Genomic DNA, 20,454 nt, shown 5'->3' with positions numbered 1-20,454 from the left:
GGATGCTGGCCTTTCATCTAATTGTCACAATCCAGTCATAGAGTGTTCATACGACCTGCCGATACTTGGCCCCGACTCAAGTCCCCCCTATTTCCTGGAGTAAGGCATGAAACTGAAGCGTTTGATGGCGGCAATGACCTTTGTCGCTGCTGGCGTCGCGACTGCCAACGCAGTGGCCGCTGTTGACCCTGCTATCCCGAGCTACACCAAGACCACTGGTGTGTCGGGCAACTTGTCCAGCGTCGGTTCCGATACCCTGGCCAACCTCATGACCCTGTGGGCTGAGAACTACAAAAAAGAATACCCGAACGTAAATATCCAGATTCAGGCTGCCGGTTCTTCCACCGCGCCACCTGCGTTGACTGAAGGCACCGCTAACCTGGGCCCGATGAGCCGCAAGATGAAGGACAACGAACTGCAGGCATTCGAAACCAAATACGGCTACAAGCCAACCGCCATTCCAGTGGCTGTCGATGCCCTGGCGGTGTTCGTGCACAAAGACAACCCGATCAAGCACCTGACCATGGAACAGGTTGACGCGGTGTTCTCGTCGACTCGTCTGTGCGGTGGCAAGGCTGACGTGAAAACCTGGGGCGACTTGGGTGTGACCGGCGACCTGGCCAACAAGCCAGTGCAATTGTTCGGCCGTAACTCGGTATCCGGCACCTACGGCTACTTCAAGGAAGAAGCCCTGTGCAAAGGCGACTTCAAGCCGAACGTCAACGAACAGCCTGGCTCGGCTTCGGTCGTGCAATCGATCAGCTCTTCGCTGAACGGCATCGGCTACTCGGGCATCGGCTACAAGACCGCCAGCGTGAAGACCGTGGCCCTGGCCAAGAAAGGCAGCACCGACTTCATCGAAGACACCGAAGAAAACGCCCTGAACGGCAAATACCCGCTGTCACGTTTCCTCTACGTCTACGTCAACAAAGCCCCGAACAAGCCTCTGGCCCCGCTGGAAGCCGAGTTCGTGAAGCTGGTTCTGTCCAAACAGGGTCAGGAAGTCGTGGTGAAAGACGGCTACATCCCGCTGCCGGCCAAGGTAGCTGCAAAAGCACTGGCTGACCTGGGTCTGTCGGAAGGCGGCGAAAACGTCGCAAAGAAGTAATAAATTGAGCCCGGGCTCGCTCCGGACTCTGTAGGAGCCAGCTTGCTGGCGAATGCATCAACGCGGATCACCTGTCCGACCGCGTTGCCCGCATCGCCAGCCAGCCCAGGCGAAAGCCCGCTCCTACCGACAAATTCCTTACCCACTGCCAGTCCCCACTGGCGGTGGCTTTGTTGCGTCACTTGATTGTCATCTTTCTGTCATACAGGATCGCTAGGGTGTGCGCATGAATGATCTGGCCAATTCCCCAATGACTACGACTTCCCCTCCCAAGCGAATTGACTTCAATACGCCTGAATTGCAACGCAAGCGTCGTCTGCGGGCGCTCAAGGACCGGCTGACCCGCTGGTACGTGCTGATCGGCGGCCTCGCCGTGCTTGGCGCGATCACCCTGATCTTCTTCTTTCTCGCCTACGTTGTTGCCCCGCTGTTCCAGGGTGCCGAGCTGACCGCCAAGGACAAGCTCACGCCGGCCTGGATGCAGGACGCCGGCAAACCGCTGATGATCGCCCTTGAAGAGCAGAACCAGGTCGCGATGCGGGTTTCCGACAAGGGCCAGGCACTGTTTTTTGACCTCGACAGTGGCGCCGAGCTGCGTCGTGTCGATCTGCCAATTCCGGCAGGCACCCGCGTAACCTCGATCAGCAAAGACCAGCCGGGCACTCCGCTGGTGATCGTCGGCCTGTCCAATGGTCAGGCCCTGGTGTTCCGCCACACCTATAAAGTCAGCTACCCGGACGGCAAGAAAACCATTTCGCCGGCCATCGAGTACCCCTACGGCGAAGCGCCGATTGACCTGGACGAGGAGGGCGACCCGCTGGAGCACGTCAGCCTGAATGCCAGCGACTCGACGCTGATGGTCGCCGGCTCCAATGGTGCTCACCTGCATGTGCTGGCGCTGACCAAAGAAGAAAACATGATGACCGGTGAAGTCACCAGTGATCAGCAGCGCATCGACCTGCCGCAGATGACCGAGCCGGTGAAGAACATCTTCATCGACCCGCGCCAGCAGTGGCTCTACGTGATCAACGGGCGCGCCCAGGCCGACGTTTTCAGCCTGCGCGAGAAGAGCCTCAACGGTCGCTACAAACTGCTGGAAGACGGCGAAGCCCAAGTCACCGCCGCCGCCCAGCTGGTGGGCGGTATCTCGCTGATCATCGGTAACTCCAAGGGTGGCTTGTCCCAGTGGTTCATGGCCCGCGACCCGGATGGCGAGCAGCGCCTGAAGCTGATTCGCTCCTTTCAGATGGGCACCGCGCCGATCGTTGAAATCACTGCCGAAGAACGTCGCAAGGGCTTCGTTGCCCTGGATGCATCGGGCAAGTTCGGGGTATTCCACAGCACCGCGCACCGTACCTTGCTGGTGGATCAAGTGGTCGAAGGCCAGGGCCTGTTCGGCATGTCGCCGCGAGCCAACCGGGTGATTGTGGAGCAGGGCGGCGCCTTGCAACCGCTGCTGCTCGACAACCCGCATCCGGAAGTGTCCTGGAGCGCGCTGTGGAGCAAGGTCTGGTACGAAAACTACGACGAGCCTAAATACGTCTGGCAATCGACCGCGGCCAACAGCGACTTCGAACCCAAGCTGAGCCTCTCGCCACTGACCTTCGGTACCCTCAAGGCCGCGTTCTACGCCATGTTGCTGGCGGCACCGCTGGCCGTCGCCGCAGCGATCTACACCGCCTACTTCATGGCCCCGGGCATGCGCCGCAAGGTCAAGCCGGTGATCGAGCTGATGGAAGCGATGCCGACGGTGATCCTCGGTTTCTTTGCCGGCCTGTTCCTCGCACCTTACGTGGAAGGGCATCTGCCGGGCATCTTCAGCCTGCTGATGTTGCTGCCGATCGGCATCCTGGTCGCCGGTTTCACCTTCAGCCGCCTGCCTGAGTCGATTCGCCTGAAAGTGCCGGATGGCTGGGAGAGCGCGATGCTGATCCCGGTGATCCTCTTCGTCGGCTGGCTCTCGCTGTACATGAGTCCGTACCTGGAAACCTGGTTCTTCGGCGGCGATATGCGCATGTGGATCTCCCACGACCTGGGCATTACCTACGACCAGCGCAACGCCCTGGTGGTCGGCCTGGCCATGGGCTTCGCGGTGATTCCGAACATCTACTCGATCGCTGAAGACGCCGTATTCAGCGTGCCGCGCGGCCTGACCCTGGGCTCGCTGGCGCTGGGTGCCACGCCCTGGCAAACCATGACCCGCGTGGTAATTCTCACCGCCAGCCCGGGGATTTTCTCGGCGCTGATGATCGGCATGGGCCGTGCAGTCGGCGAAACCATGATCGTGTTGATGGCCACCGGCAACACCCCGGTCATGGAAATGAACCTGTTCGAAGGCCTGCGCACCCTGGCAGCCAACGTCGCGGTGGAAATGCCGGAGTCGGAAGTCGGCGGCAGCCACTACCGGGTGCTGTTCCTCTCGGCCCTGGTCCTGCTGCTGTTCACCTTCGTCATGAACACCCTCGCGGAACTGATTCGTCAGCGTCTACGCAAGAAATACTCGTCGCTTTAATAAAGGTAGAAGTCTGTGAAACAGAACTCCCTGAATGGATGGTTCAAGAGCGGCGCCCCCGGTGTCTGGATCAGTGGTGGCGCGGTCGCCATCGCGGTCATCATGACCATTGGCCTGCTGGCGGTGATTGCCGTGCGCGGCCTGGGCCACTTTTGGCCCGCCGACCTGGTGCATGCCCAGTACGCAGTGCCGGGCCAGGGCAGCCAGGTGGTCATCGGCGAAGTGGTGCAGAAAGAGCAGGTGCCTCGTGAGCGCCTGAAAAGTGCTGGCTTGCCGGTGCCGAACGAAGGCCCGGAATTCATGACGCGTGAGCTGATCAAGGTCGGCAACCGCGACCTGAACGGCAACGACTTCACCTGGATCGTCGGCGAGTGGCTGACTGACCAGACCACGCCGCCGGAGTTGATGGCGCTGGAGCGTCGCGAGTGGGGCAACTTCTACGGTTACCTGGTCAACGTCAAGCAGGACGGCAAGATCGTCGCCGAAGGCGAAGCTGCCTGGCCTGAGCTGCAAGCGCGGATCGAGCGGGTCAGCACGTTGTCGGCCGAACTCAAGACCCTGGAAAAGTCCGACATCGGCGCGATCAACGCCGGTCTGGAGCGTATCCGCCTGCACGGCCGCAAACTGGAACTCAACGGCAAGCTGGACGCCGCGGCCCAGGCCGACATGGAGTCCGAGCGCGCCGAGTTGAATGCCCGCTACCAGGACATCGAGAAGCGCCTCGGCGAGCTGCACGCACAGTTCAACCGCGACAGCCTGACCGCCCGCGATGGCAACGGCAAGGAAGTCGAAATCGAACTGGGCAAGGTGGTGCATGCCTTCCAGCCGAATGCCATGGGCACTTTCACCAAGGTCGGTTTCTACTTCAGCAAGGTCTGGGAATTCCTCAGCGATGACCCACGCGAAGCCAACACCGAAGGCGGGATCTTCCCGGCGATTTTCGGCACCGTGATGATGACCCTGATCATGGCGATGATCGTCACCCCGTTCGGCGTGCTGGCAGCGGTGTACCTGCGTGAATACGCCAAACAGAACACCCTGACCCGGGTGATCCGCATCGCGGTGAACAACCTGGCGGGCGTTCCAGCGATCGTCTATGGCGTGTTCGGCCTGGGCTTCTTCGTCTACGTACTGGGCGGCTCGGTTGACCGCCTGTTCTTCCCTGAAGCCTTGCCGGCGCCGACCTTCGGTACCCCGGGCCTGCTTTGGGCCTCGCTCACCCTGGCGCTGCTGGCGGTGCCGGTGGTGATTGTGGCCACCGAAGAAGGCCTGGCGCGGATTCCCCGCACGGTGCGTGAAGGCTCGTTGGCGCTGGGCGCGACCAAGGCGGAAACGCTGTGGAAGATCGTCCTGCCGATGGCCAGCCCGGCGATGATGACCGGCATGATCCTCGCGGTGGCCCGTGCCGCCGGTGAAGTGGCGCCCTTGATGCTGGTGGGTGTGGTCAAGCTCGCACCTTCGCTGCCGCTGGACGGCAACTACCCGTACCTGCACCTGGACCAGAAAATCATGCACCTGGGCTTCCATATCTATGACGTCGGCTTCCAGAGCCCGAACGTCGAAGCCGCACGACCGCTGGTGTACGCCACGGCCTTGCTGCTGGTGCTGGTGATCGCCACCTTGAACCTGTCGGCGGTTTGGATCCGTAACCACCTTCGCGAGAAGTACAAGGCGCTGGATAGCTGATAACCCTGTAGGAGCGAGCCTGCTCGCGAAGAAGGTACATCCGACACATTTTCTGTGTCTGAACGACCATCGCGAGCAGGCTCGCTCCTACAGAAAGAATTGTGTAACCGCAGGCCTTGGCCTATGGCAACCGAACCGAATTTGTTAGCACAGGGAGCCTCCCATGCAACACGAAACCCATACCCACGGCATCAACATGTCTGCCCTGGGTCGCGACAAGCAGAGCCTGAACCTCGAGCAGGAAACCGTGGCCATCGAAGTGCCGGGCCTGAGCCTGTTCTACGGCGAGAAACAAGCGCTGTTCGACGTCAGCATGAATATCCCGAAACAGCGCGTGACCGCCTTCATCGGCCCGTCCGGCTGTGGCAAGTCGACCCTGCTGCGCACCTTCAACCGGATGAACGATCTGGTGGACGGTTGCCGGGTCGAGGGCGCGATCAATCTCTACGGCAACAACATCTACCGCAAGGGCGAGGATGTCGCCGAGCTGCGTCGCCGTGTCGGCATGGTGTTCCAGAAGCCCAACCCATTCCCCAAGACCATCTATGAAAACGTGGTCTACGGCCTGCGTATCCAGGGGATCAACAAAAAACGCGTGCTCGACGAAGCGGTCGAGTGGGCACTGAAGGGCGCAGCCCTGTGGGATGAGGTCAAGGATCGCCTGCATGAGTCGGCACTGGGCCTGTCCGGTGGTCAGCAGCAGCGTCTGGTGATCGCCCGTACCATCGCCGTCGAGCCGGAAGTGCTACTGCTCGATGAGCCATGCTCGGCACTCGACCCAATCTCGACGCTGAAAGTCGAAGAGCTGATCTACGAGCTGAAATCCAAGTTCACCATTGTCATCGTGACCCACAACATGCAGCAGGCGGCGCGAGTTTCCGACTACACGGCGTTCATGTACATGGGCAAACTGGTGGAATTCGGCGATACCGACACGCTGTTCACCAACCCGGCGAAGAAGCAGACCGAAGACTACATCACCGGGCGATATGGCTAATCGCGGCTTCAAGTCGCGAGCTTCAAGCGGCAAGTAACAGCGGTTCAGCGTAACGACATCTATCAGCTTGCAGCTTGGCGCTTGCAGCTCACAGCTTTTGCGGAGCAAAACCATGATTTCGAAGGAAGGTTTAACCCACCACATTTCCGCGCAGTTCAACGCTGAGCTGGAAGAAGTACGCAGCCATTTGCTGGCGATGGGTGGGTTGGTGGAGAAGCAGGTCAATGACGCGGTCACCGCGCTGATCGAGGCGGATTCCGGCCTGGCTCAGCAAGTGCGCGAGATCGATGACCAGATCAACCAGATGGAGCGCAACATCGACGAAGAATGCCTGCGCATTCTCGCCCGGCGCCAGCCGGCTGCATCCGACCTGCGTCTGATCATCAGCATTTCCAAGTCGGTGATCGACCTGGAGCGCATCGGTGATGAAGCGACCAAGATCGCCCGCCGTGCTATCCAGTTGTGTGAAGAAGGCGAAGCCCCGCGTGGCTACGTCGAAGTGCGGCATATCGGTGACCAGGTGCGCAACATGGTCCGCGATGCGCTGGACGCGTTTGCCCGTTTCGACGCCGACCTGGCGTTGTCCGTGGCCCAGTACGACAAAATCATCGACCGCGAGTACAAGACTGCGCTGCGCGAGCTGGCCACCTACATGATGGAAGATCCGCGCTCGATCTCGCGGGTATTGAGCATCATCTGGGTCCTGCGTTCCCTGGAGCGTATCGGCGACCACGCGCGCAACATCTCCGAATTGGTCATCTATCTGGTGCGCGGCACCGATGTCCGGCACATGGGCCTCAAGCGCATGAAGGAAGAAGTTGAGGGCACCAGCGGTGAATCCGCTAATGTTCCGGGCGAAACGGACGATAAGTAAGATTGCCCAATTGAAGCGCCCGGCCTTTTGGCCGGGCGTTTTCGTTTGTGCGATTGGATTTTTGGCGCCCGCGAACGAGAAAAGTCCCGGCGTGACTGAAGTGTATTGGCGAAATGCCTGGTCGGGGCATGCACAAGGGGTGGTCGATGAGTAAGGTCAATGTGTTGGTCGTGGACGATGCAGCGTTCATTCGTGATCTGGTGAAGAAGTGCCTGCGCAACTACTTCCCGGGCATGCGCATCGAAGACGCGGTCAACGGCAAAAAGGCCCAGGCCCTGTTGGCCCGTGAAGCTTTCGACCTGGTGCTGTGCGATTGGGAAATGCCGGAGATGTCCGGGCTGGAATTGCTCACCTGGTGCCGCGAGCAACCCGCTCTGCGGAGCATGCCGTTCATCATGGTGACCAGCCGGGGCGACAAGGAGAACGTGGTCCAGGCGATCCAGGCTGGCGTCTCTGGCTACGTGAGCAAGCCATTCACCAACGAGCAGTTACTGAGCAAGGTCAAGCAGGCCCTGAACAAGATTGGCAAGCTCGACGCGTTGATGAATCAGGCGCCGACCCGCCTGGCGCCGGCATTCGCCAACGACTCGCTGAGCGCCTTGACGGCCACCAGGGCCAATGCACCAGCCCCGGCGGCAACCGTCGCGGCCAATGCTTACCTGCAGGGCACCAGCGCCGCGGATGCGAGCAAGGGCCTGCTCAACAGCCCGCCGGTCAAACCACCCGCGCCTGCAGTGGCTGGCGGCCGTGGCCAGGGCCAGCTGCGTCTGCCCAGCGGCAGCCAGCCCTGCGTGATCAAGGCCCTGAGCATCAAGGAGGCACTGTTGGTGATCAAGCGCACCGAGACCCTGCCACAGGTCCTCGACAGCGCTGTGCTCGATCTGGAGCAGGGTGACAACGCGGAAACGGCGCGCCTCAACGGCTACCTGCACGCCATCGTCGCCCATGAACCCAAACCCGACAGCGAATGGTTGCAGCTGACGTTTCGTTTCGTCGATCAGGACGCGCAGAAGCTCGACTACATTTCGCGCCTGATCGCCCGTGGGACTGCGCAGAAACACTTCATTCCGGGGGCGTGACCGGCGCAGCACGCTTTGCAACAGCTGCCGACCATGCAGGACAATTTTGGCTGCTAGGCTGATTTTCATGCCTTCCGTCGACAGAGTCCTGCCCATGCTCATGCGCCTGCTGCTGTGTTGTGCTCTGTTCATGGCGTGCGCTACGGCGGGCGCCGGGACGATCTACAAATCCACCGATGCCAATGGCGTGGTCAGTTACAGCGACCGCCCCTCGAAAGGCTCAAAGGTGTTCGTCTTTCTGGACCAGATGGACGAGCATCTGGACCGTCAGGTGTATTACGTCATCCTGAAAAAAGACGGCGTGGACAGCGTCTACGTGCGCAACGACCTGTATGCACCGGTCGAGATCGAATTGAGCTTCGCTGCCGTGAAGAACGTCAGCGGGGCACCCCGCAAGCCCATCCGCCGGGTCATACCGCTGCGCACCAGCGTGCGCCTGGCGCAGCTCACCGCGACTCAAGCCTCAAAACCGCTGGCGTACATTCCCAGGCTCAAGTATTCGCTGGGCGACCCTAAAGGCAGCGCCACGGCCTATCGCTACCCGTTGCCCTGGCGTGGCGGTCCATTTCGTATCAGTCAGGGCGCCAACGGCCAATACAGCCACTTCGGGCCGAAGAGCCGCTATGCCATGGACATCGCCATGCCCGAAGGCACGCCGATCATCGCCGCCCGTGGCGGTGTCGTGGTGAAGACCGAAAACTCGCAGAGTGGGCGTGGCACTCATCCGTCAGGCAACTTCGTACGGGTGCTGCACAGCGATGGGACCATGGGCGTGTACCTGCACCTCAAGCAGGGCTCGGTGCGCGTTCGCGAGGGCCAGCGGGTGGCGGTGGGCAGCGCCTTGGCGCTGTCGGGCAATACCGGCAACAGCAGCGGCCCGCACCTGCACTTTGTGGTGCAGCGCAATACCGGGATGGGGCTGGTGTCGATTCCGTATCAATTCAACCAGCCGGTGGGCGGCCTGCCGAACTTTGCATTCGGCAAATGAACTGTGGGAGCCGGCTTGCCGGCGAAGGCGTCATTGAGGGCGCGCAAGCTTCGCTGGCGAGCCAGCTCCTACAGGTTCTGTGGTGGAAGTACGATGAGTCCCAATCAGTTGAGCATCAACACCTTGGCCAGGACGATCTTCGGACCTTTCATCTTCTTGATGATAATCCGCAAGCCTTCGACTTCCAGCACTTCTTCCTCTTCCGGCACGCGCTTGAGGCTCTCGTAGACCAGGCCGGCGAGGGTTTCGGCTTCGACGTGATCGAGGTCGATGCCCAGCAGGCGCTCGACCTTGAACAGCGGCGTGTCACCGCGCACCAGCAACTTGCCCGGCTGGTAAGCGAGGATGCCGCGCTCGGCCTTGCGGTGTTCGTCCTGGATATCGCCGACCAGCACCTCCAGCACGTCCTCCATGGTCAGGTAGCCAATGATGTTGCCATCGGCCTCTTCCACCACGGCGAAGTGCGAGCCGCCCTTGCGGAACTGCTCCAGCAACTGCGACAGCGGCATGTGCCGGGACACGCGCTCCAGTGGGCGGGTCAGCTCGGCCAGGTTGAACGACTCGGGAATGTGGTCCAGTGCCGCCAGTTCCAGCAAAAGGTCCTTGATGTGCAGCAGGCCGACAAACTCCTGGTGCTCACTGTCGTACACCGGGTAGCGGCTGAACTTATGGCGGCGGAACATCGCGAGGATTTCCTTGAGCGGCGCATTGATCTCCAGCGTTACCAGGTCTTCGCGCGAGTTGGCCCAGTCGACCACCTCCAGTTCGCCCATTTCCACGGCCGATGCGAGCACGCGCATGCCTTGGTCGCTCGGGTCCTGGCCACGGCTGGAGTGCAGGATCAGCTTCAGTTCTTCGCGGCTGTAATGGTGTTCGTGATGAGGGCCGGGCTCACCCTGGCCGGCAATCCGCAGAATCGCGTTGGCGCTGGCATTGAGCAGATAGATGGCCGGGTACATGGCCCAGTAGAACAGGTACAGCGGCACCGCCGTCCAGAGCGACAAGAGCTCCGGCTTGCGAATGGCCCAGGACTTCGGCGCCAGCTCACCCACCACAATGTGCAGGTAGGAAATGATGAAGAAGGCGGTGAAGAACGACACGCCCTTGATGACTTCCGGCGAATCGACACCTACCGCAGCCAGCAACGGTTCGAGGATATGCGCAAACGCCGGCTCACCGACCCAGCCCAGGCCGAGGGAGGCCAAGGTAATACCCAGTTGGCAGGCCGACAGGTAGGCGTCGAGCTGGCTGTGCACGGTGCGCAGGATGTGCCCGCGCCAGCCGTTCTGGTCGGCAATCGCTTCGACCCGGGTCGAACGCAATTTGACCATGGCAAATTCTGCCGCAACGAAGAAACCGTTGAGCAAAACCAGGATCAGTGCAAAAAGAATCATGCCGAAATCGGCGAAGAGTGTAGCGAGGGACAAGCCAGGGGAAGGGTCCATGATGGAGTTTTGCAGGTTCCGTGTCGGCGAATAGAAAGGCTGAATACGAGCCTGAAAGGCAGGCTCAAGTCAGCCAATGTAGCGGCTGACAGGGCAATTGCCTAGGGGTAGTGCTGCCTGGGTGCTAGTCGGTCAGGCTGCCGGCCAGCAATCGGGTAACCTGCGTCGGCACGAAATGGCAGGTGAAGGTGCTGCCATGGCCCGGCACGCTGCTGATTTCCATGCGCGCACGATGGCGCAGCAGCACGTGCTTGACGATCGCCAGGCCGAGGCCGGTGCCACCGGTGTTGGAGTTGCGACTGGAGTCGACGCGGTAGAAGCGTTCGGTCAGGCGTGGCAGGTGCTTGTTGTCGATGCCGATTCCCGAGTCCTGCACGCTCAGGTGAGCGCCCTGATCATCGCCCCACCAGCGAATGCGGATATTGCCTTCGGCCGGGGTGTACTTCACCGCGTTGAACACCAGGTTGGAAAACGCGCTGCGCAATTCGGCCTCGCTGCCCTTGAGCGCAATCGTCGGGTCGGCTTCCAGGGTGATGCGCTGGTTGCGTGATCCGGACAGTGCCACGGCGTCGCTCTTGATCGACTGCAGCAGGGTGTCGATGGCCACCGGCTGGTTGTCCGAGGGGTAATCGGTGGCTTCCAGCTTGGCCAGCAACAGCAGGTCATTGAGCAGGGTTTGCATGCGCCCGCCTTGCTGCTGCATCTGTTGCAGCGCGCGGGTCCAGCGTGGATTCACCTCTTCGACGTTGTCGAGCAGGGTTTCCAGGTAGCCGCAGATCACGGTCAGTGGCGTGCGCAGTTCGTGGGAGACGTTGGCGATGAAGTCTTTGCGCATCTGCTCGAGCTGGTGGATGCGCGTTACATCGCGCACCAGCATCAGGTGTTCATTGTTGCCGTAACGGGTGATGTACAGCTGGATACGCATCCGGTCGTTGGTCGGCGAAGGGATTTCCAGCGGTTCGGCGTAGCTGTCCTGTTCGAAGTATTCCTTGAACCGTGGATGGCGCACCAGGTTGGTCACCGGCTGGCCACTGTCCTGCGGCGTCTTGAGGCCCAGCAGGGTTTCGGCGGCGCGGTTCCACCATTCCAGGTTGCCGTCGCTGTCGAGCATGACTACGGCATCTTTGAGCGCAGCAGTGGACTCCTGGACTCGGTCGATTACCGCTTGCAGGCGCCCGCGCACCCGCTGGTCACGGCGTTGCAGGTGATAGATGCTGTCGAACACTTCGCCCCACAGGCCGTAGCCATCGGGCGGTGCTTCATCGGGTTGGTGCAGGCGCAGCCACTCGTGCAGGCGCAGCAATTGCTTGAGGGTCCAACCCAGGTAGATCCCCAGGCCAGCGGCCAGGCTCCAGCCGTAATAGCCGCTGATCAGACCGATCACCAGGCAGCCGGTGACCAGTAACAGCATGTGGCGGATCAGAGTGCCATGCCAGTTTTGGTTCACGGAGAAAATGCGTCCTTGTCAGCGTCTCGGGTCGGTGGGGCTCGACTCAGGCCTTGGTGGAAAAACGATAGCCGGTGCCGCGCACAGTTTGTACCAGATTCTCATAAGCATCCCCCAGGGCCTTGCGCAGGCGACGGATGTGCACGTCGACCGTGCGCTCCTCGACATACACGTTGCCGCCCCAGACCTGATCGAGCAATTGCCCGCGGGTGTAGGCGCGTTCCTGGTGGGTCATGAAAAACTGCAGCAGGCGGTATTCAGTCGGGCCCATTTCCGCAGGTTTGCCGTCGATGGTCACGCGGTGACTGATCGGGTCCAGAAGCAGGCCGCCGACTTCGATTGGCGCTTCACCTTCGGCCGGACCCGTGCGACGCAGCACGGCTTTGAGGCGGGCCACCAGTTCCCGTGGGGAGAAGGGTTTGGTGATGTAGTCGTCAGCGCCCACTTCCAGGCCCTGAATCTTGTTGTCCTCTTCGCCCTTGGCGGTGAGCATGATGATCGGGATATCACCCGTCAGTTCATCGCGCTTGAGGCGGCGGGCCAGTTCAATGCCGGAGGTTCCGGGCAGCATCCAGTCGAGCAGGATCAGGTCGGGCTTGCGGTCGACGATAATAGCGTGCGCCTGCTGGGAGTTCTCGGCCTCCAGGCAGTCATAGCCGGCCATTTCCAGCGCCACGGCGATCATTTCGCGGATGGGCGCTTCGTCGTCGACGATCAGAATGCTCCTGCCAACCATGGGTTTAATCCTCTTGTCATTTAACTGTCTTGCGCCGCATTAGATAACGGAATTATTGCAGTCGTGTTACAGCATTTTGTGTCGCGGCGATTGTCATGATCCTGGGCTAAGCTCTAAGTCCGAATCCTGACAACCACAAAAGAAGGTTTCCATGACTCACTCTGCTCGCTCCTTGAAAGCCCTGATGTTGACCGCTGCGCTGGTCTTGCCGGGCTTGGCTTTTGCCGCCGATCCGGCGATGGCCGATAAAAACGGCATGATGACCGATCACAAGGGCATGACGCTTTACACCTTCGACAAGGACAGCGGCGGTAAATCGATGTGCAATGACGACTGCGCCAAGAACTGGCCGCCGCTGATGGCGACGCCGAGCGACAAGGCCGAAGGCAAATGGTCGACGGTCAAGCGTGACGACGGCGCTATGCAGTGGGCGTATGACGGCAAGCCGCTCTACACCTTTGTCAAAGACAAGGCCCCTGGAGACATGACCGGTGACAAAATGAAAGACGTTTGGCACGTGGTGCACATGTCGCAGAAATAACCTCGGCCCCAGCTCGCTGCCCGGAGCAACTCCGAGCAGCGGCTACCCGCCAGCCCATCAACGCCACGCGTAATCCAGCACAATCCCGACGAAAATCGCCAGTCCGGCCCAATGGTTGTGCAGGAATGCCTTGAAGCATTTCATCCGGTCGCGGTCGCGGGTGTACCAGTATTCCCAGGCGAAACACCCGGCTGCGGCCAGCAACCCGAGGTGGAACCCGCCGCCCAACTCGAACTTCGAGCCGGCCAGCAGCAGGCAGCCCAGCGCCAGGCATTGCAGGGTCAGGATGATGATGCGGTCGGCCTCGCCGAACAGGATCGCGGTGGATTTCACGCCGATCTTAAGGTCGTCGTCGCGGTCGGTCATGGCGTAGTAAGTGTCATACCCCACCGTCCACAGCAGGTTGGCGATCCACAGCAGCCAGGCGATCGCCGGCAGCTCACCGGTTTCGGCGGTGAACGCCATCGGCATGCCCCAGGAGAATGCCGCGCCCAGCACTACTTGCGGGTAGTAGGTGTAGCGCTTCATGAAAGGGTAGCTGGCGGCGAGTGCCAGGCCGCCGAAGGACAGCCAGATGGTCGCCGCGTTGGTGCACAGCACCAGCAGGAAACTCAGGGCCATCAACAAGGCAAAGAACACCAGTGCTTCTTTGGAGCTGATCCTGCCGGCCGCCAGCGGCCGTTGGGCGGTGCGCTTCACATGGCCGTCGACCTTGCGGTCGGCCCAGTCGTTGATCACGCAGCCGCCGGCGCGGGTCAGCACCACGCCGAGGACGAATATCACGATATTGGCCAGGGAAGGTGAGCCTTTACCGGCGATCCACAGCGCCCACAGGGTCGGCCACAGCAGCAGGTAGATGCCGATCGGCTTGTCCATGCGCGTCAACTGCACGAAATCCCAGGCGCGTGGGTTAAGGCGGTTCAACGATTTCAGCAGGTTCTGATACATCAACTGATCTCCGCTTGCGCGCTGGCGGTGCGCCACAAGGCCGGGAGGAAAACTTCCGCCACCAGCACGCTCAGGCTGCCGCGATCGAAACGTGAACGCCGGCCCCATAGGGTGGATGCTTTCACCTGTTCTGGCAGCCACGCTTGAGGATAGTGGCAAACCTCGATGGCCCGACGCTGAAAAGCCTGGTCGCAGAACAGCAATTCACCCAGGGAACGGCTACCCAGCTCATCCATATGCAAGCCATCGCCCTGCAGTGCGCTGCGCGCCGCGACGCTGCGGGCAAACACCCAGGCTTCGCCATGCCCGCGCAGGTACACCTCGCGCACCCAGCCTTCGCTGTGCTCGGGAAGATCGAGTGCCAGGCATTCATCGGTGCGTAATGGCTGCCAGCCTTCGACCAGCGGCGTGACGCTGAAGTGCTCATCCGACAAACCGGTAAGGCGGCGAGTGAGCGAGCCTTCGTCGAATAGCCAGTCGAGGGTTTGGGCGTCGGGGAGGGGGGCCAGCAGGCTTCGTGGCAGCCAGTCCGGAGTCGGGGCGGAGGATTTTGAGTGCGGCACAGTGAGTCATTATTGGCAGCAAATGAGGTGGCGAGCTTACCATGTCGGTTGGCGGTTTTTACTGATCTAACCGGGCAGTTGCGTCGAACACGCTTGCATCTGGCGAGTGCGATCAGTACAAAACGCCCTGAGCCGGACGGCGGACCCATCGCTGGCGACTGTCCGCGCCAGAAAAAGCCTGAGAATTCGAGGAAACAAGCAATGAAGAAGTGGCAATGCGTGGTCTGTGGGCTGATCTACAACGAAGCCGACGGCTGGCCGGATGACGGCATCGCGCCAGGCACGCTGTGGCAGGACGTACCGGAAGACTGGCTGTGCCCGGACTGCGGCGTCGGCAAAATGGACTTTGAAATGATTGAAATCGCCTGAGGCATTGGAGGAGTTGGCAATGAGTGCACCTGTCGTAATCGTCGGTACCGGACTGGCTGGCTACAACCTGGCCCGGGAGTTTCGCAAACTTGATGGCGAAACCCCGCTGTTGCTGATTACCGCCGATGACGGGCGCTCCTACTCCAAACCGATGCTCTCCACCGGTTTCGGCAAGAACAAGGACGCCGACGGCCTGAGTATGGCCGAGCCCGGCGCCATGGCCGAAACGCTCAAGGCCGAAGTGCGCACCCATACTCGCATCAGCGGTATCGATCCGGGCCACAAGCGCCTGTGGATCGGTGAAGAAGCGGTGGTGTATCGCGACCTGATCCTGGCGTGTGGCGCGCAAACCGTGCGCGTGCCTATCGAGGGCGATGCACCCGAGGCGATCTTCCCGATCAATGACCTGGAAGACTACGCGCGTTTTCGCGCGGCGGTCGCCGGCAAGCGACGGGTGCTGATTCTGGGCGCGGGCTTGATCGGTTGTGAGTTTGCCAACGACCTGATCCTCGGCGGCTATGAAGTGCAACTGGTTGCGCCGTGCGAGCAAGTGATGCCGACCCTGTTGCATCCGGCCGCCGCCGCTGCGGTGCAAACCGGGCTGGAAAGCCTCGGCGCGAAATTCCATCTCGGGCCGGTGCTCAATCGTCTGCAGCGTTGCGACGATGGACTTGAGGCGCATTTGTCCGATGGTCAGGTCATCCCGTGCGATGCGGTGGTCTCTGCCATTGGCCTGCGACCGCGCACCGATCTGGCGGCAGCCGCAGGCTTGCAGGTCAATCGCGGGGTGGTGGTTGACCGCTCGCTGAAAACCTCTCATGCCAATATCTATGCCCTGGGCGACTGCGCCGAAGTCGACGGCCTCAATTTGCTCTACGTCATGCCGTTGATGAGTTGTGCCCGGGCCTTGGCGCAAACCCTGGCCGGCAACCCTACCGCCGTCAGCTATGGCGCTATGCCGATCACCGTGAAAACCCCGGTCTGCCCATTGGTGGTATCCCCGCCACCACGAGGTACTGAAGGCGTTTGGAGCGTGGAAGGGCAGGGTGCGGACATCAAGGCGCTGTGCCATGACCGCAGCGGCAAATTGCTTGGTTATGCCCTCACGGGCGCAGCCGTCATGGACAAATTGGCTCTAAACAAGGAGCTTCCGGCGCTTCTGGCTTAAATACTGGTCGTTCTGTCGGAATCACCCCGCTTTTGTCCCTACAAAGGTCGCGCCGAGACTGGCGCAGCCCTTAACCGCGTGCCATCCTCACACCCGTCTGCCGCAGAGTAGAGCCTGCGGCGCCTTGGGCGCTGTTCCGGAAGAACAGCACGGACATAACAACAAAAAACCGTCAAAGAGGCTTCACTATGCGTAAACCAGAACTCGCCGCCGCCATCGCCGAAAAAGCTGATCTCACCAAAGAGCAGGCCAATCGTGTCCTCAACGCCGTCCTCGAAGAGATCACCGGCGCTCTGCACCGCAAAGACAGCGTCACCCTGGTCGGCTTCGGCACTTTCCTGCAGCGCCATCGCGGTGCCCGCACCGGTAAAAACCCGCAAACCGGTGAGCCAGTGAAAATCAAGGCCAGCAACACCGTTGCCTTCAAGCCAGGCAAGTCGCTCAAAGACAGCGTCAATCCTTAACACCTGGCGCCGCCGCTCGGTGGCTCAGCAGGCAAGAAAAATGGGCACGCCAACCGGGTTGGGTGCCCATTTTTCTTGCCTGGATGAAGTGTGAAATCGTGACTTGGCAGTCATCGTCAGGAATAAATGGTTCAACTTCCGGGAACGTTGCTAAACAGTGGAGTTCTTGATCGAAGTCGTTACACTGCCCCAGCGTTCATTTTTTCCTCTGGGGCTCGAGCATGAAATTTCGTTTTCTTCTGTGGGTGATGGGTTTGCTGATGGGCAAGGCCAGTCGCACCAATCCGGCGTTCCAGCAGCAATTGGGTGACAAGGACCTGGTGTTCCAGTTGCAGACACTGGACGGCAAGGTGGCACGGCATTTCCGGGTCAAGGATCAGCGCATCACCAGCCAATCGGGGCTCTATGCGGAGCCGGCGTTTGCCATTGCGTTCAAGGACGCCGGCTACGCCTTCGAGACGATGCAGGCGAAGAACAAGCAACTGGCGTTCATGACCGGGATCCAGGACAAGTCGATCCAGATCAAGGGCAACCCGGCGCTGGTGATGTGGTTCCAGGGCCTGACCAAGTATCTGAAGCCGAAGAAAAAGCCGGCTGTTGGTCGCTGATAGAGCATTGGAAAGTTTTTGTGCTTAATCGAGTCAAGTTGTGATTAAAAAGCACTAAAGGCCTGTCATTTCTGACAGGTTACGGACGTCTTTTTACGTGCTCCACTGTACGGGGTGTAGGGGGTTGTGCACCCTTTGTTTAACATCATGGAGTGCGGACATGAACAGTTTGAACGAAGCAGCGGCGGGCACCCTTGACCCGTCTTTTGGCGATAATGGTGTGGTGGATTTAGTCTCTGACGGAGACAGAAGTGTTCGTCACTCCATTCTTGCCCTGTCTAACGGAAAGTTGATTTATGCCAACGGTGATCATGCGGATTGGCAAAATACTTTGAAATTGAGGCGTGTGAATGCCAACGGTTTCTTCGACTCTTCATTCGGCGAAAACGGAACGGTAACGCTGCATATTGGATGGAACACCGCGCCTCGATTTGGATTGTTTTCATATCGGGCAGATAAATTTTTGATAAAGGGTACACACCTGAGTGAGGATGGTCAGCGCGATATGGTATTCGCTCGGCTAGATTTCGATGGTCGAATTGATACTACTTTTGGCACCGATGGGTTCGTGAGGATTGAACCCTATGATCTGATTTACCCAGGAACGGCAAAGTCAAAAAATAAACACACAGGCAAATTTCTAACCCCTGCAGTTAACTACATTGGCGGTTCTGTGTGCGTGCAACCAGATGGCAAGACTCTAGTGGCGCATAGCGGCGTTCGGGATGCCGAGGACCGGAATAGTGGATTGGTTTTTCGCCTTATGCCGGATGGCTCGGTTGATAAGACATTTAACGGGACGGGTGTATTACTTATCGAGCTTAATGGCGAAAACGCAGAGAGCAATGAAGCCATTAGTATTGCGCTGCAGAAGGATGGAGCATTTCTGGTGTGTGGTGCCTTCGCTGTTGGAACAACCGTAAGTAGCTATGTCATTCGTTACAAAGAAAGTGGCGAGCTGGACAGCAGTTTCAATAACGGGCGGCCAGTCATCATTGCTGATCCTGGTTTTGGAGCGACCGCGGCTTCGACCCTCTCAGTCAGGGAGAGTGACGGAGAAATTGTTGTGGTAGGAGCCGCCTATGAGAAGTGGAATGCAACGCCATCTTCCGAAACGCCATGGATTGCAGTTCTAAGTACTGGAGGATCCTTCAGTCCTTCGTTTAATAATGGCACTCCACTTTTCGCGCGAGTATTGCCCGCTAAGAGCTGGTGGCGAAATTGTGCATGGCAGGAAGATGCAATTCTTGTGTCCGGATCAGTAGTGGCACGCTATCTCTTGAGCGGCTCACTGGATACATCGTTCAACGAGAAGGGTTGGAACGCCCACAGAAACAGCTATGAAGACATGGTGGTCACAAACGAAAGGAAGCTTGTCCTGATAGGGCAGAGTAGCTTGTTACGCTACCTGACTTGAGTAGTAGGACGAAGCTTAGAAGGCAAGCCACGCTCGCTCAGGGCGCAAGTGGTTTCATCGCGGGCAAGCCCGCGATGCTTTTCAGTTGTGAGTGAACTGCGAGGCGAGTTCGCGCAACAGCACTTCGGCCTCCAGCACCTTGCTGGCCGCTTCTTCGGCTTTGTCGCGGGTCAGGCCCAGGCGTTCGAGCAGGGCGTCGGGGATGCTGGTGTCCGGGCCGGAACCGACGCCTCGGCTGCGCAGCAGGCGCACGGCCAGGCACACAAGGTTGGCGTACTCGGCGAATTCGCCGTCGTAGCTCGGGTCGTGTTGGAAGCGCAGGGCAGTGGCCAGCTCGTCAGGCATGTCCCAGTGGCGCATCAGCCAGGCGCCGATCTGTTCCCGGCTGATCCCCAGTAAATGCTGCTCGACGTAGGTGTGGCACAGGTGCGGGTTGACCTCCTGGTGACGGCAGATCAGCGAGAAGTGCGGCGGGAAGACATGGGCCAACAGCAGGTAGCCAAAGTTGTGCAGCAGGCCCGCCAGGTAGGTCAGGCCAGCTTCCGGGCGCTGGGCGCGCGGCATGGCCCGGGTCAGGCCCTCAATGACGGCAGCGGTGTAGATCGACTGCTGCCAGTACGGCGTGGCCTGTTGTGGGTGATCCTTGGGCAGGCTCAGGGTTTTGCCCAGGGCCAGACCCAGCGCCAGGTTGATCACCAGGTCAAACCCCAGGACGCGGACAATCGCGTCTTCCACCGAACGGATCTTGCCGGGCGACGCGTAGTACGGCGATGCTGCCCAACTCACCACCTGGGCGGCGAGCGCCGGGTCGGTTTCGACGACGCCGGTAATGTCATCGATGGTGGCGTTGGGGTCGACCCGCAGCTTGATGATTTTCTGCGCGGAGCCGGCCAGGGGTGGAATCTCGATGGTCGCTTCCAGGCGTTGCTGGATGCGGCGCGCGGTGAAGGCCTGGACGGCCTGGGTGATTTCCTCGCGGTCATCTCCCGGACGGTCGAGGTTCGGACGGATGCGGCTCAGCGGCTCGCCAAAATGTGCGGCGCTGGCCTGGGTGAGCATGCTTTTGAAGTCTTCGCCGCGAATTTCCAGGAGCATGCCCGGCTCGCCGGAGTTGATCAGCAGCAGCGGCTGGTCGAGCAAGCTTTGTTCATATAAGCACGGAGAGCTGGTGAGTGCCGGCAAGCCGGGCAGCAGGCTCAGGTTGTGCTTGCCGAGCATGCGCTCCAGGCGCTCCTGCGGCACCGCAGTGAGGCGGCGACCGGTGAGTTCGGCCAAGCGATTGAGGTCCAGCAACTGACTCTGCGGGAACAGCACCATGAGCGCACCGATGGCGTCGTCGAGCAGCACCGCCTGGACCTTGCGCTCGGCATTCAGGCCGGGGTGTTCAAGCACTTCGGTGTAGCTGATGCCCAAGCTGTCGAGCAACTGTCGGATAACAGACGGAGTGTGCGGGGCTTCGTTAGCGTAAGCAGCTTCGGTCATGGCCTGTATCCGATTCCTACAA

The 20,454-nt window shown here is 60.2% G+C and carries 19 protein-coding genes; 13 read left to right on the top strand and 6 right to left on the bottom strand.

Going from position 1 to position 20,454, the window contains the following annotated elements; translation table 11 throughout:
• Positions 1–106 precede the first annotated feature (106 nt).
• The 7 genes from KW062_RS00315 (at position 107) to KW062_RS00285 (ending at position 9,244) form a co-directional block, all read left to right on the top strand.
• Positions 107–1,108: a phosphate ABC transporter substrate-binding protein PstS gene (locus KW062_RS00315; protein ID WP_027616784.1), complete on the top strand. Its 1,002-nt coding sequence runs from the start codon at positions 107–109 to the stop codon at positions 1,106–1,108.
• Positions 1,109–1,334: 226 nt separating this feature from the next.
• Positions 1,335–3,620, top strand: coding sequence for an ABC transporter permease subunit (locus KW062_RS00310; RefSeq protein ID WP_105753561.1), 2,286 nt, complete (start codon positions 1,335–1,337; stop codon positions 3,618–3,620).
• A 15-nt stretch (positions 3,621–3,635) separates the two neighbouring features.
• Positions 3,636–5,306 (top strand): phosphate ABC transporter permease PstA, encoded by a 1,671-nt coding sequence (gene pstA / locus KW062_RS00305; RefSeq protein ID WP_105753562.1) that lies wholly within the window; start codon positions 3,636–3,638, stop codon positions 5,304–5,306.
• A gap of 163 nt (positions 5,307–5,469) precedes the next feature.
• Positions 5,470–6,303 (top strand): phosphate ABC transporter ATP-binding protein PstB, encoded by an 834-nt coding sequence (gene pstB / locus KW062_RS00300; protein WP_027616787.1) that lies wholly within the window; start codon positions 5,470–5,472, stop codon positions 6,301–6,303.
• Between the two features lie 112 nt (positions 6,304–6,415).
• On the top strand, positions 6,416–7,177 hold the full coding sequence (gene phoU, locus KW062_RS00295; protein ID WP_027616788.1) for a phosphate signaling complex protein PhoU: 762 nt from the start codon (positions 6,416–6,418) through the stop codon (positions 7,175–7,177).
• Positions 7,178–7,323: 146 nt separating this feature from the next.
• Positions 7,324–8,256, top strand: a complete 933-nt coding sequence (locus KW062_RS00290; protein WP_105753563.1) for a response regulator — start codon at positions 7,324–7,326, stop codon at positions 8,254–8,256.
• 94 nt (positions 8,257–8,350) lie between these two features.
• Positions 8,351–9,244 carry a peptidoglycan DD-metalloendopeptidase family protein gene (locus KW062_RS00285; RefSeq protein ID WP_027616790.1) on the top strand — a complete coding sequence of 298 codons (894 nt, stop codon included), beginning with the start codon at positions 8,351–8,353 and terminating at the stop codon, positions 9,242–9,244.
• Positions 9,245–9,348: 104 nt separating this feature from the next.
• Here the strand turns inward: KW062_RS00285 and KW062_RS00280 are convergent, their stop codons facing one another.
• The 3 genes from KW062_RS00280 to phoB form a co-directional block, all read right to left on the bottom strand.
• Positions 9,349–10,689 (bottom strand): hemolysin family protein, encoded by a 1,341-nt coding sequence (locus KW062_RS00280; RefSeq protein WP_027616791.1) that lies wholly within the window; start codon positions 10,687–10,689, stop codon positions 9,349–9,351.
• A 124-nt stretch (positions 10,690–10,813) separates the two neighbouring features.
• Positions 10,814–12,100, bottom strand: a complete 1,287-nt coding sequence (gene phoR, locus KW062_RS00275; protein ID WP_256351162.1) for a phosphate regulon sensor histidine kinase PhoR — start codon at positions 12,098–12,100, stop codon at positions 10,814–10,816.
• Positions 12,101–12,182: 82 nt separating this feature from the next.
• Complete coding sequence (phoB, locus tag KW062_RS00270) at positions 12,183–12,872, bottom strand: phosphate regulon transcriptional regulator PhoB (RefSeq protein WP_027616793.1); 690 nt, start codon at positions 12,870–12,872, stop codon at positions 12,183–12,185.
• 151 nt (positions 12,873–13,023) lie between these two features.
• On the opposite strand from phoB, the gene KW062_RS00265 reads away from it, so the two are divergent.
• Complete coding sequence (locus KW062_RS00265) at positions 13,024–13,413, top strand: COG4315 family predicted lipoprotein (RefSeq protein WP_027616794.1); 390 nt, start codon at positions 13,024–13,026, stop codon at positions 13,411–13,413.
• Between the two features lie 57 nt (positions 13,414–13,470).
• On the opposite strand, the gene ubiA is transcribed toward KW062_RS00265, so the two are convergent.
• Both ubiA and KW062_RS00255 read right to left on the bottom strand, forming a co-directional pair.
• Entirely contained in the window at positions 13,471–14,361 is an 891-nt protein-coding gene (ubiA, locus tag KW062_RS00260) for a 4-hydroxybenzoate octaprenyltransferase (protein ID WP_027616795.1), read from the bottom strand.
• Entirely contained in the window at positions 14,361–14,924 is a 564-nt protein-coding gene (locus KW062_RS00255; protein ID WP_105753564.1) for a chorismate--pyruvate lyase family protein, read from the bottom strand. The genes ubiA and KW062_RS00255 overlap by 1 nt, the downstream gene beginning before the upstream one ends.
• 201 nt (positions 14,925–15,125) lie before the next feature.
• Between KW062_RS00255 and KW062_RS00250 the strand changes: the two genes are divergently transcribed.
• From KW062_RS00250 to KW062_RS00230, 5 genes are all read left to right on the top strand, one after another.
• Entirely contained in the window at positions 15,126–15,293 is a 168-nt protein-coding gene (locus tag KW062_RS00250; protein WP_027616797.1) for a rubredoxin, read from the top strand.
• A gap of 19 nt (positions 15,294–15,312) precedes the next feature.
• Positions 15,313–16,461 carry an NAD(P)/FAD-dependent oxidoreductase gene (locus tag KW062_RS00245; protein WP_105753565.1) on the top strand — a complete coding sequence of 383 codons (1,149 nt, stop codon included), beginning with the start codon at positions 15,313–15,315 and terminating at the stop codon, positions 16,459–16,461.
• 188 nt (positions 16,462–16,649) lie between these two features.
• A complete protein-coding gene (locus KW062_RS00240; protein WP_003213368.1) occupies positions 16,650–16,925 on the top strand; it encodes an HU family DNA-binding protein in 276 nt (91 codons plus the stop codon).
• Positions 16,926–17,146: 221 nt separating this feature from the next.
• Positions 17,147–17,533 carry a hypothetical protein gene (locus KW062_RS00235; protein ID WP_027616799.1) on the top strand — a complete coding sequence of 129 codons (387 nt, stop codon included), beginning with the start codon at positions 17,147–17,149 and terminating at the stop codon, positions 17,531–17,533.
• Positions 17,534–17,693: 160 nt separating this feature from the next.
• Positions 17,694–18,950, top strand: coding sequence for a hypothetical protein (locus tag KW062_RS00230; protein WP_105753566.1), 1,257 nt, complete (start codon positions 17,694–17,696; stop codon positions 18,948–18,950).
• A gap of 81 nt (positions 18,951–19,031) precedes the next feature.
• Here KW062_RS00230 and KW062_RS00225 read toward each other — a convergent pair whose 3' ends face one another.
• On the bottom strand, positions 19,032–20,432 hold the full coding sequence (locus KW062_RS00225) for an aminoacyl-tRNA deacylase and HDOD domain-containing protein (RefSeq protein WP_027616801.1): 1,401 nt from the start codon (positions 20,430–20,432) through the stop codon (positions 19,032–19,034).
• Positions 20,433–20,454 lie beyond the last annotated feature (22 nt).

The sequence above is a fragment of the Pseudomonas fluorescens genome, from assembly GCF_019212185.1.
In the GTDB taxonomy this organism is placed as follows: Bacteria; Pseudomonadota; Gammaproteobacteria; order Pseudomonadales; family Pseudomonadaceae; genus Aquipseudomonas.
The sequence above is the reverse complement of the archived record's forward strand: the minus strand, read 5'-3'. Positions and strand labels throughout refer to the sequence as shown.

What these genes read in the sequence shown, in the direction of transcription:
- KW062_RS00240 (WP_003213368.1), top strand. Translation starts at nt 16,650, where the DNA reads ATGCGTAAACCAGAACTCGCCGCCGCCATCGCCGAAAAAGCTGATCTC.
- KW062_RS00265 (WP_027616794.1), top strand. Translation starts at nt 13,024, where the DNA reads ATGACTCACTCTGCTCGCTCCTTGAAAGCCCTGATGTTGACCGCTGCG.
- KW062_RS00290 (WP_105753563.1), top strand. Translation starts at nt 7,324, where the DNA reads ATGAGTAAGGTCAATGTGTTGGTCGTGGACGATGCAGCGTTCATTCGT.
- phoU (WP_027616788.1), top strand. Translation starts at nt 6,416, where the DNA reads ATGATTTCGAAGGAAGGTTTAACCCACCACATTTCCGCGCAGTTCAAC.
- KW062_RS00285 (WP_027616790.1), top strand. Translation starts at nt 8,351, where the DNA reads ATGCTCATGCGCCTGCTGCTGTGTTGTGCTCTGTTCATGGCGTGCGCT.
- KW062_RS00225 (WP_027616801.1), bottom strand. Translation starts at nt 20,432, where the DNA reads ATGACCGAAGCTGCTTACGCTAACGAAGCCCCGCACACTCCGTCTGTT.
- ubiA (WP_027616795.1), bottom strand. Translation starts at nt 14,361, where the DNA reads ATGTATCAGAACCTGCTGAAATCGTTGAACCGCCTTAACCCACGCGCC.
- KW062_RS00250 (WP_027616797.1), top strand. Translation starts at nt 15,126, where the DNA reads ATGAAGAAGTGGCAATGCGTGGTCTGTGGGCTGATCTACAACGAAGCC.
- KW062_RS00310 (WP_105753561.1), top strand. Translation starts at nt 1,335, where the DNA reads ATGAATGATCTGGCCAATTCCCCAATGACTACGACTTCCCCTCCCAAG.
- KW062_RS00315 (WP_027616784.1), top strand. Translation starts at nt 107, where the DNA reads ATGAAACTGAAGCGTTTGATGGCGGCAATGACCTTTGTCGCTGCTGGC.
- phoB (WP_027616793.1), bottom strand. Translation starts at nt 12,872, where the DNA reads ATGGTTGGCAGGAGCATTCTGATCGTCGACGACGAAGCGCCCATCCGC.
- KW062_RS00245 (WP_105753565.1), top strand. Translation starts at nt 15,313, where the DNA reads ATGAGTGCACCTGTCGTAATCGTCGGTACCGGACTGGCTGGCTACAAC.
- KW062_RS00235 (WP_027616799.1), top strand. Translation starts at nt 17,147, where the DNA reads ATGAAATTTCGTTTTCTTCTGTGGGTGATGGGTTTGCTGATGGGCAAG.
- pstB (WP_027616787.1), top strand. Translation starts at nt 5,470, where the DNA reads ATGCAACACGAAACCCATACCCACGGCATCAACATGTCTGCCCTGGGT.
- phoR (WP_256351162.1), bottom strand. Translation starts at nt 12,100, where the DNA reads ATGCTGTTACTGGTCACCGGCTGCCTGGTGATCGGTCTGATCAGCGGC.
- KW062_RS00230 (WP_105753566.1), top strand. Translation starts at nt 17,694, where the DNA reads ATGAACAGTTTGAACGAAGCAGCGGCGGGCACCCTTGACCCGTCTTTT.
- KW062_RS00280 (WP_027616791.1), bottom strand. Translation starts at nt 10,689, where the DNA reads ATGGACCCTTCCCCTGGCTTGTCCCTCGCTACACTCTTCGCCGATTTC.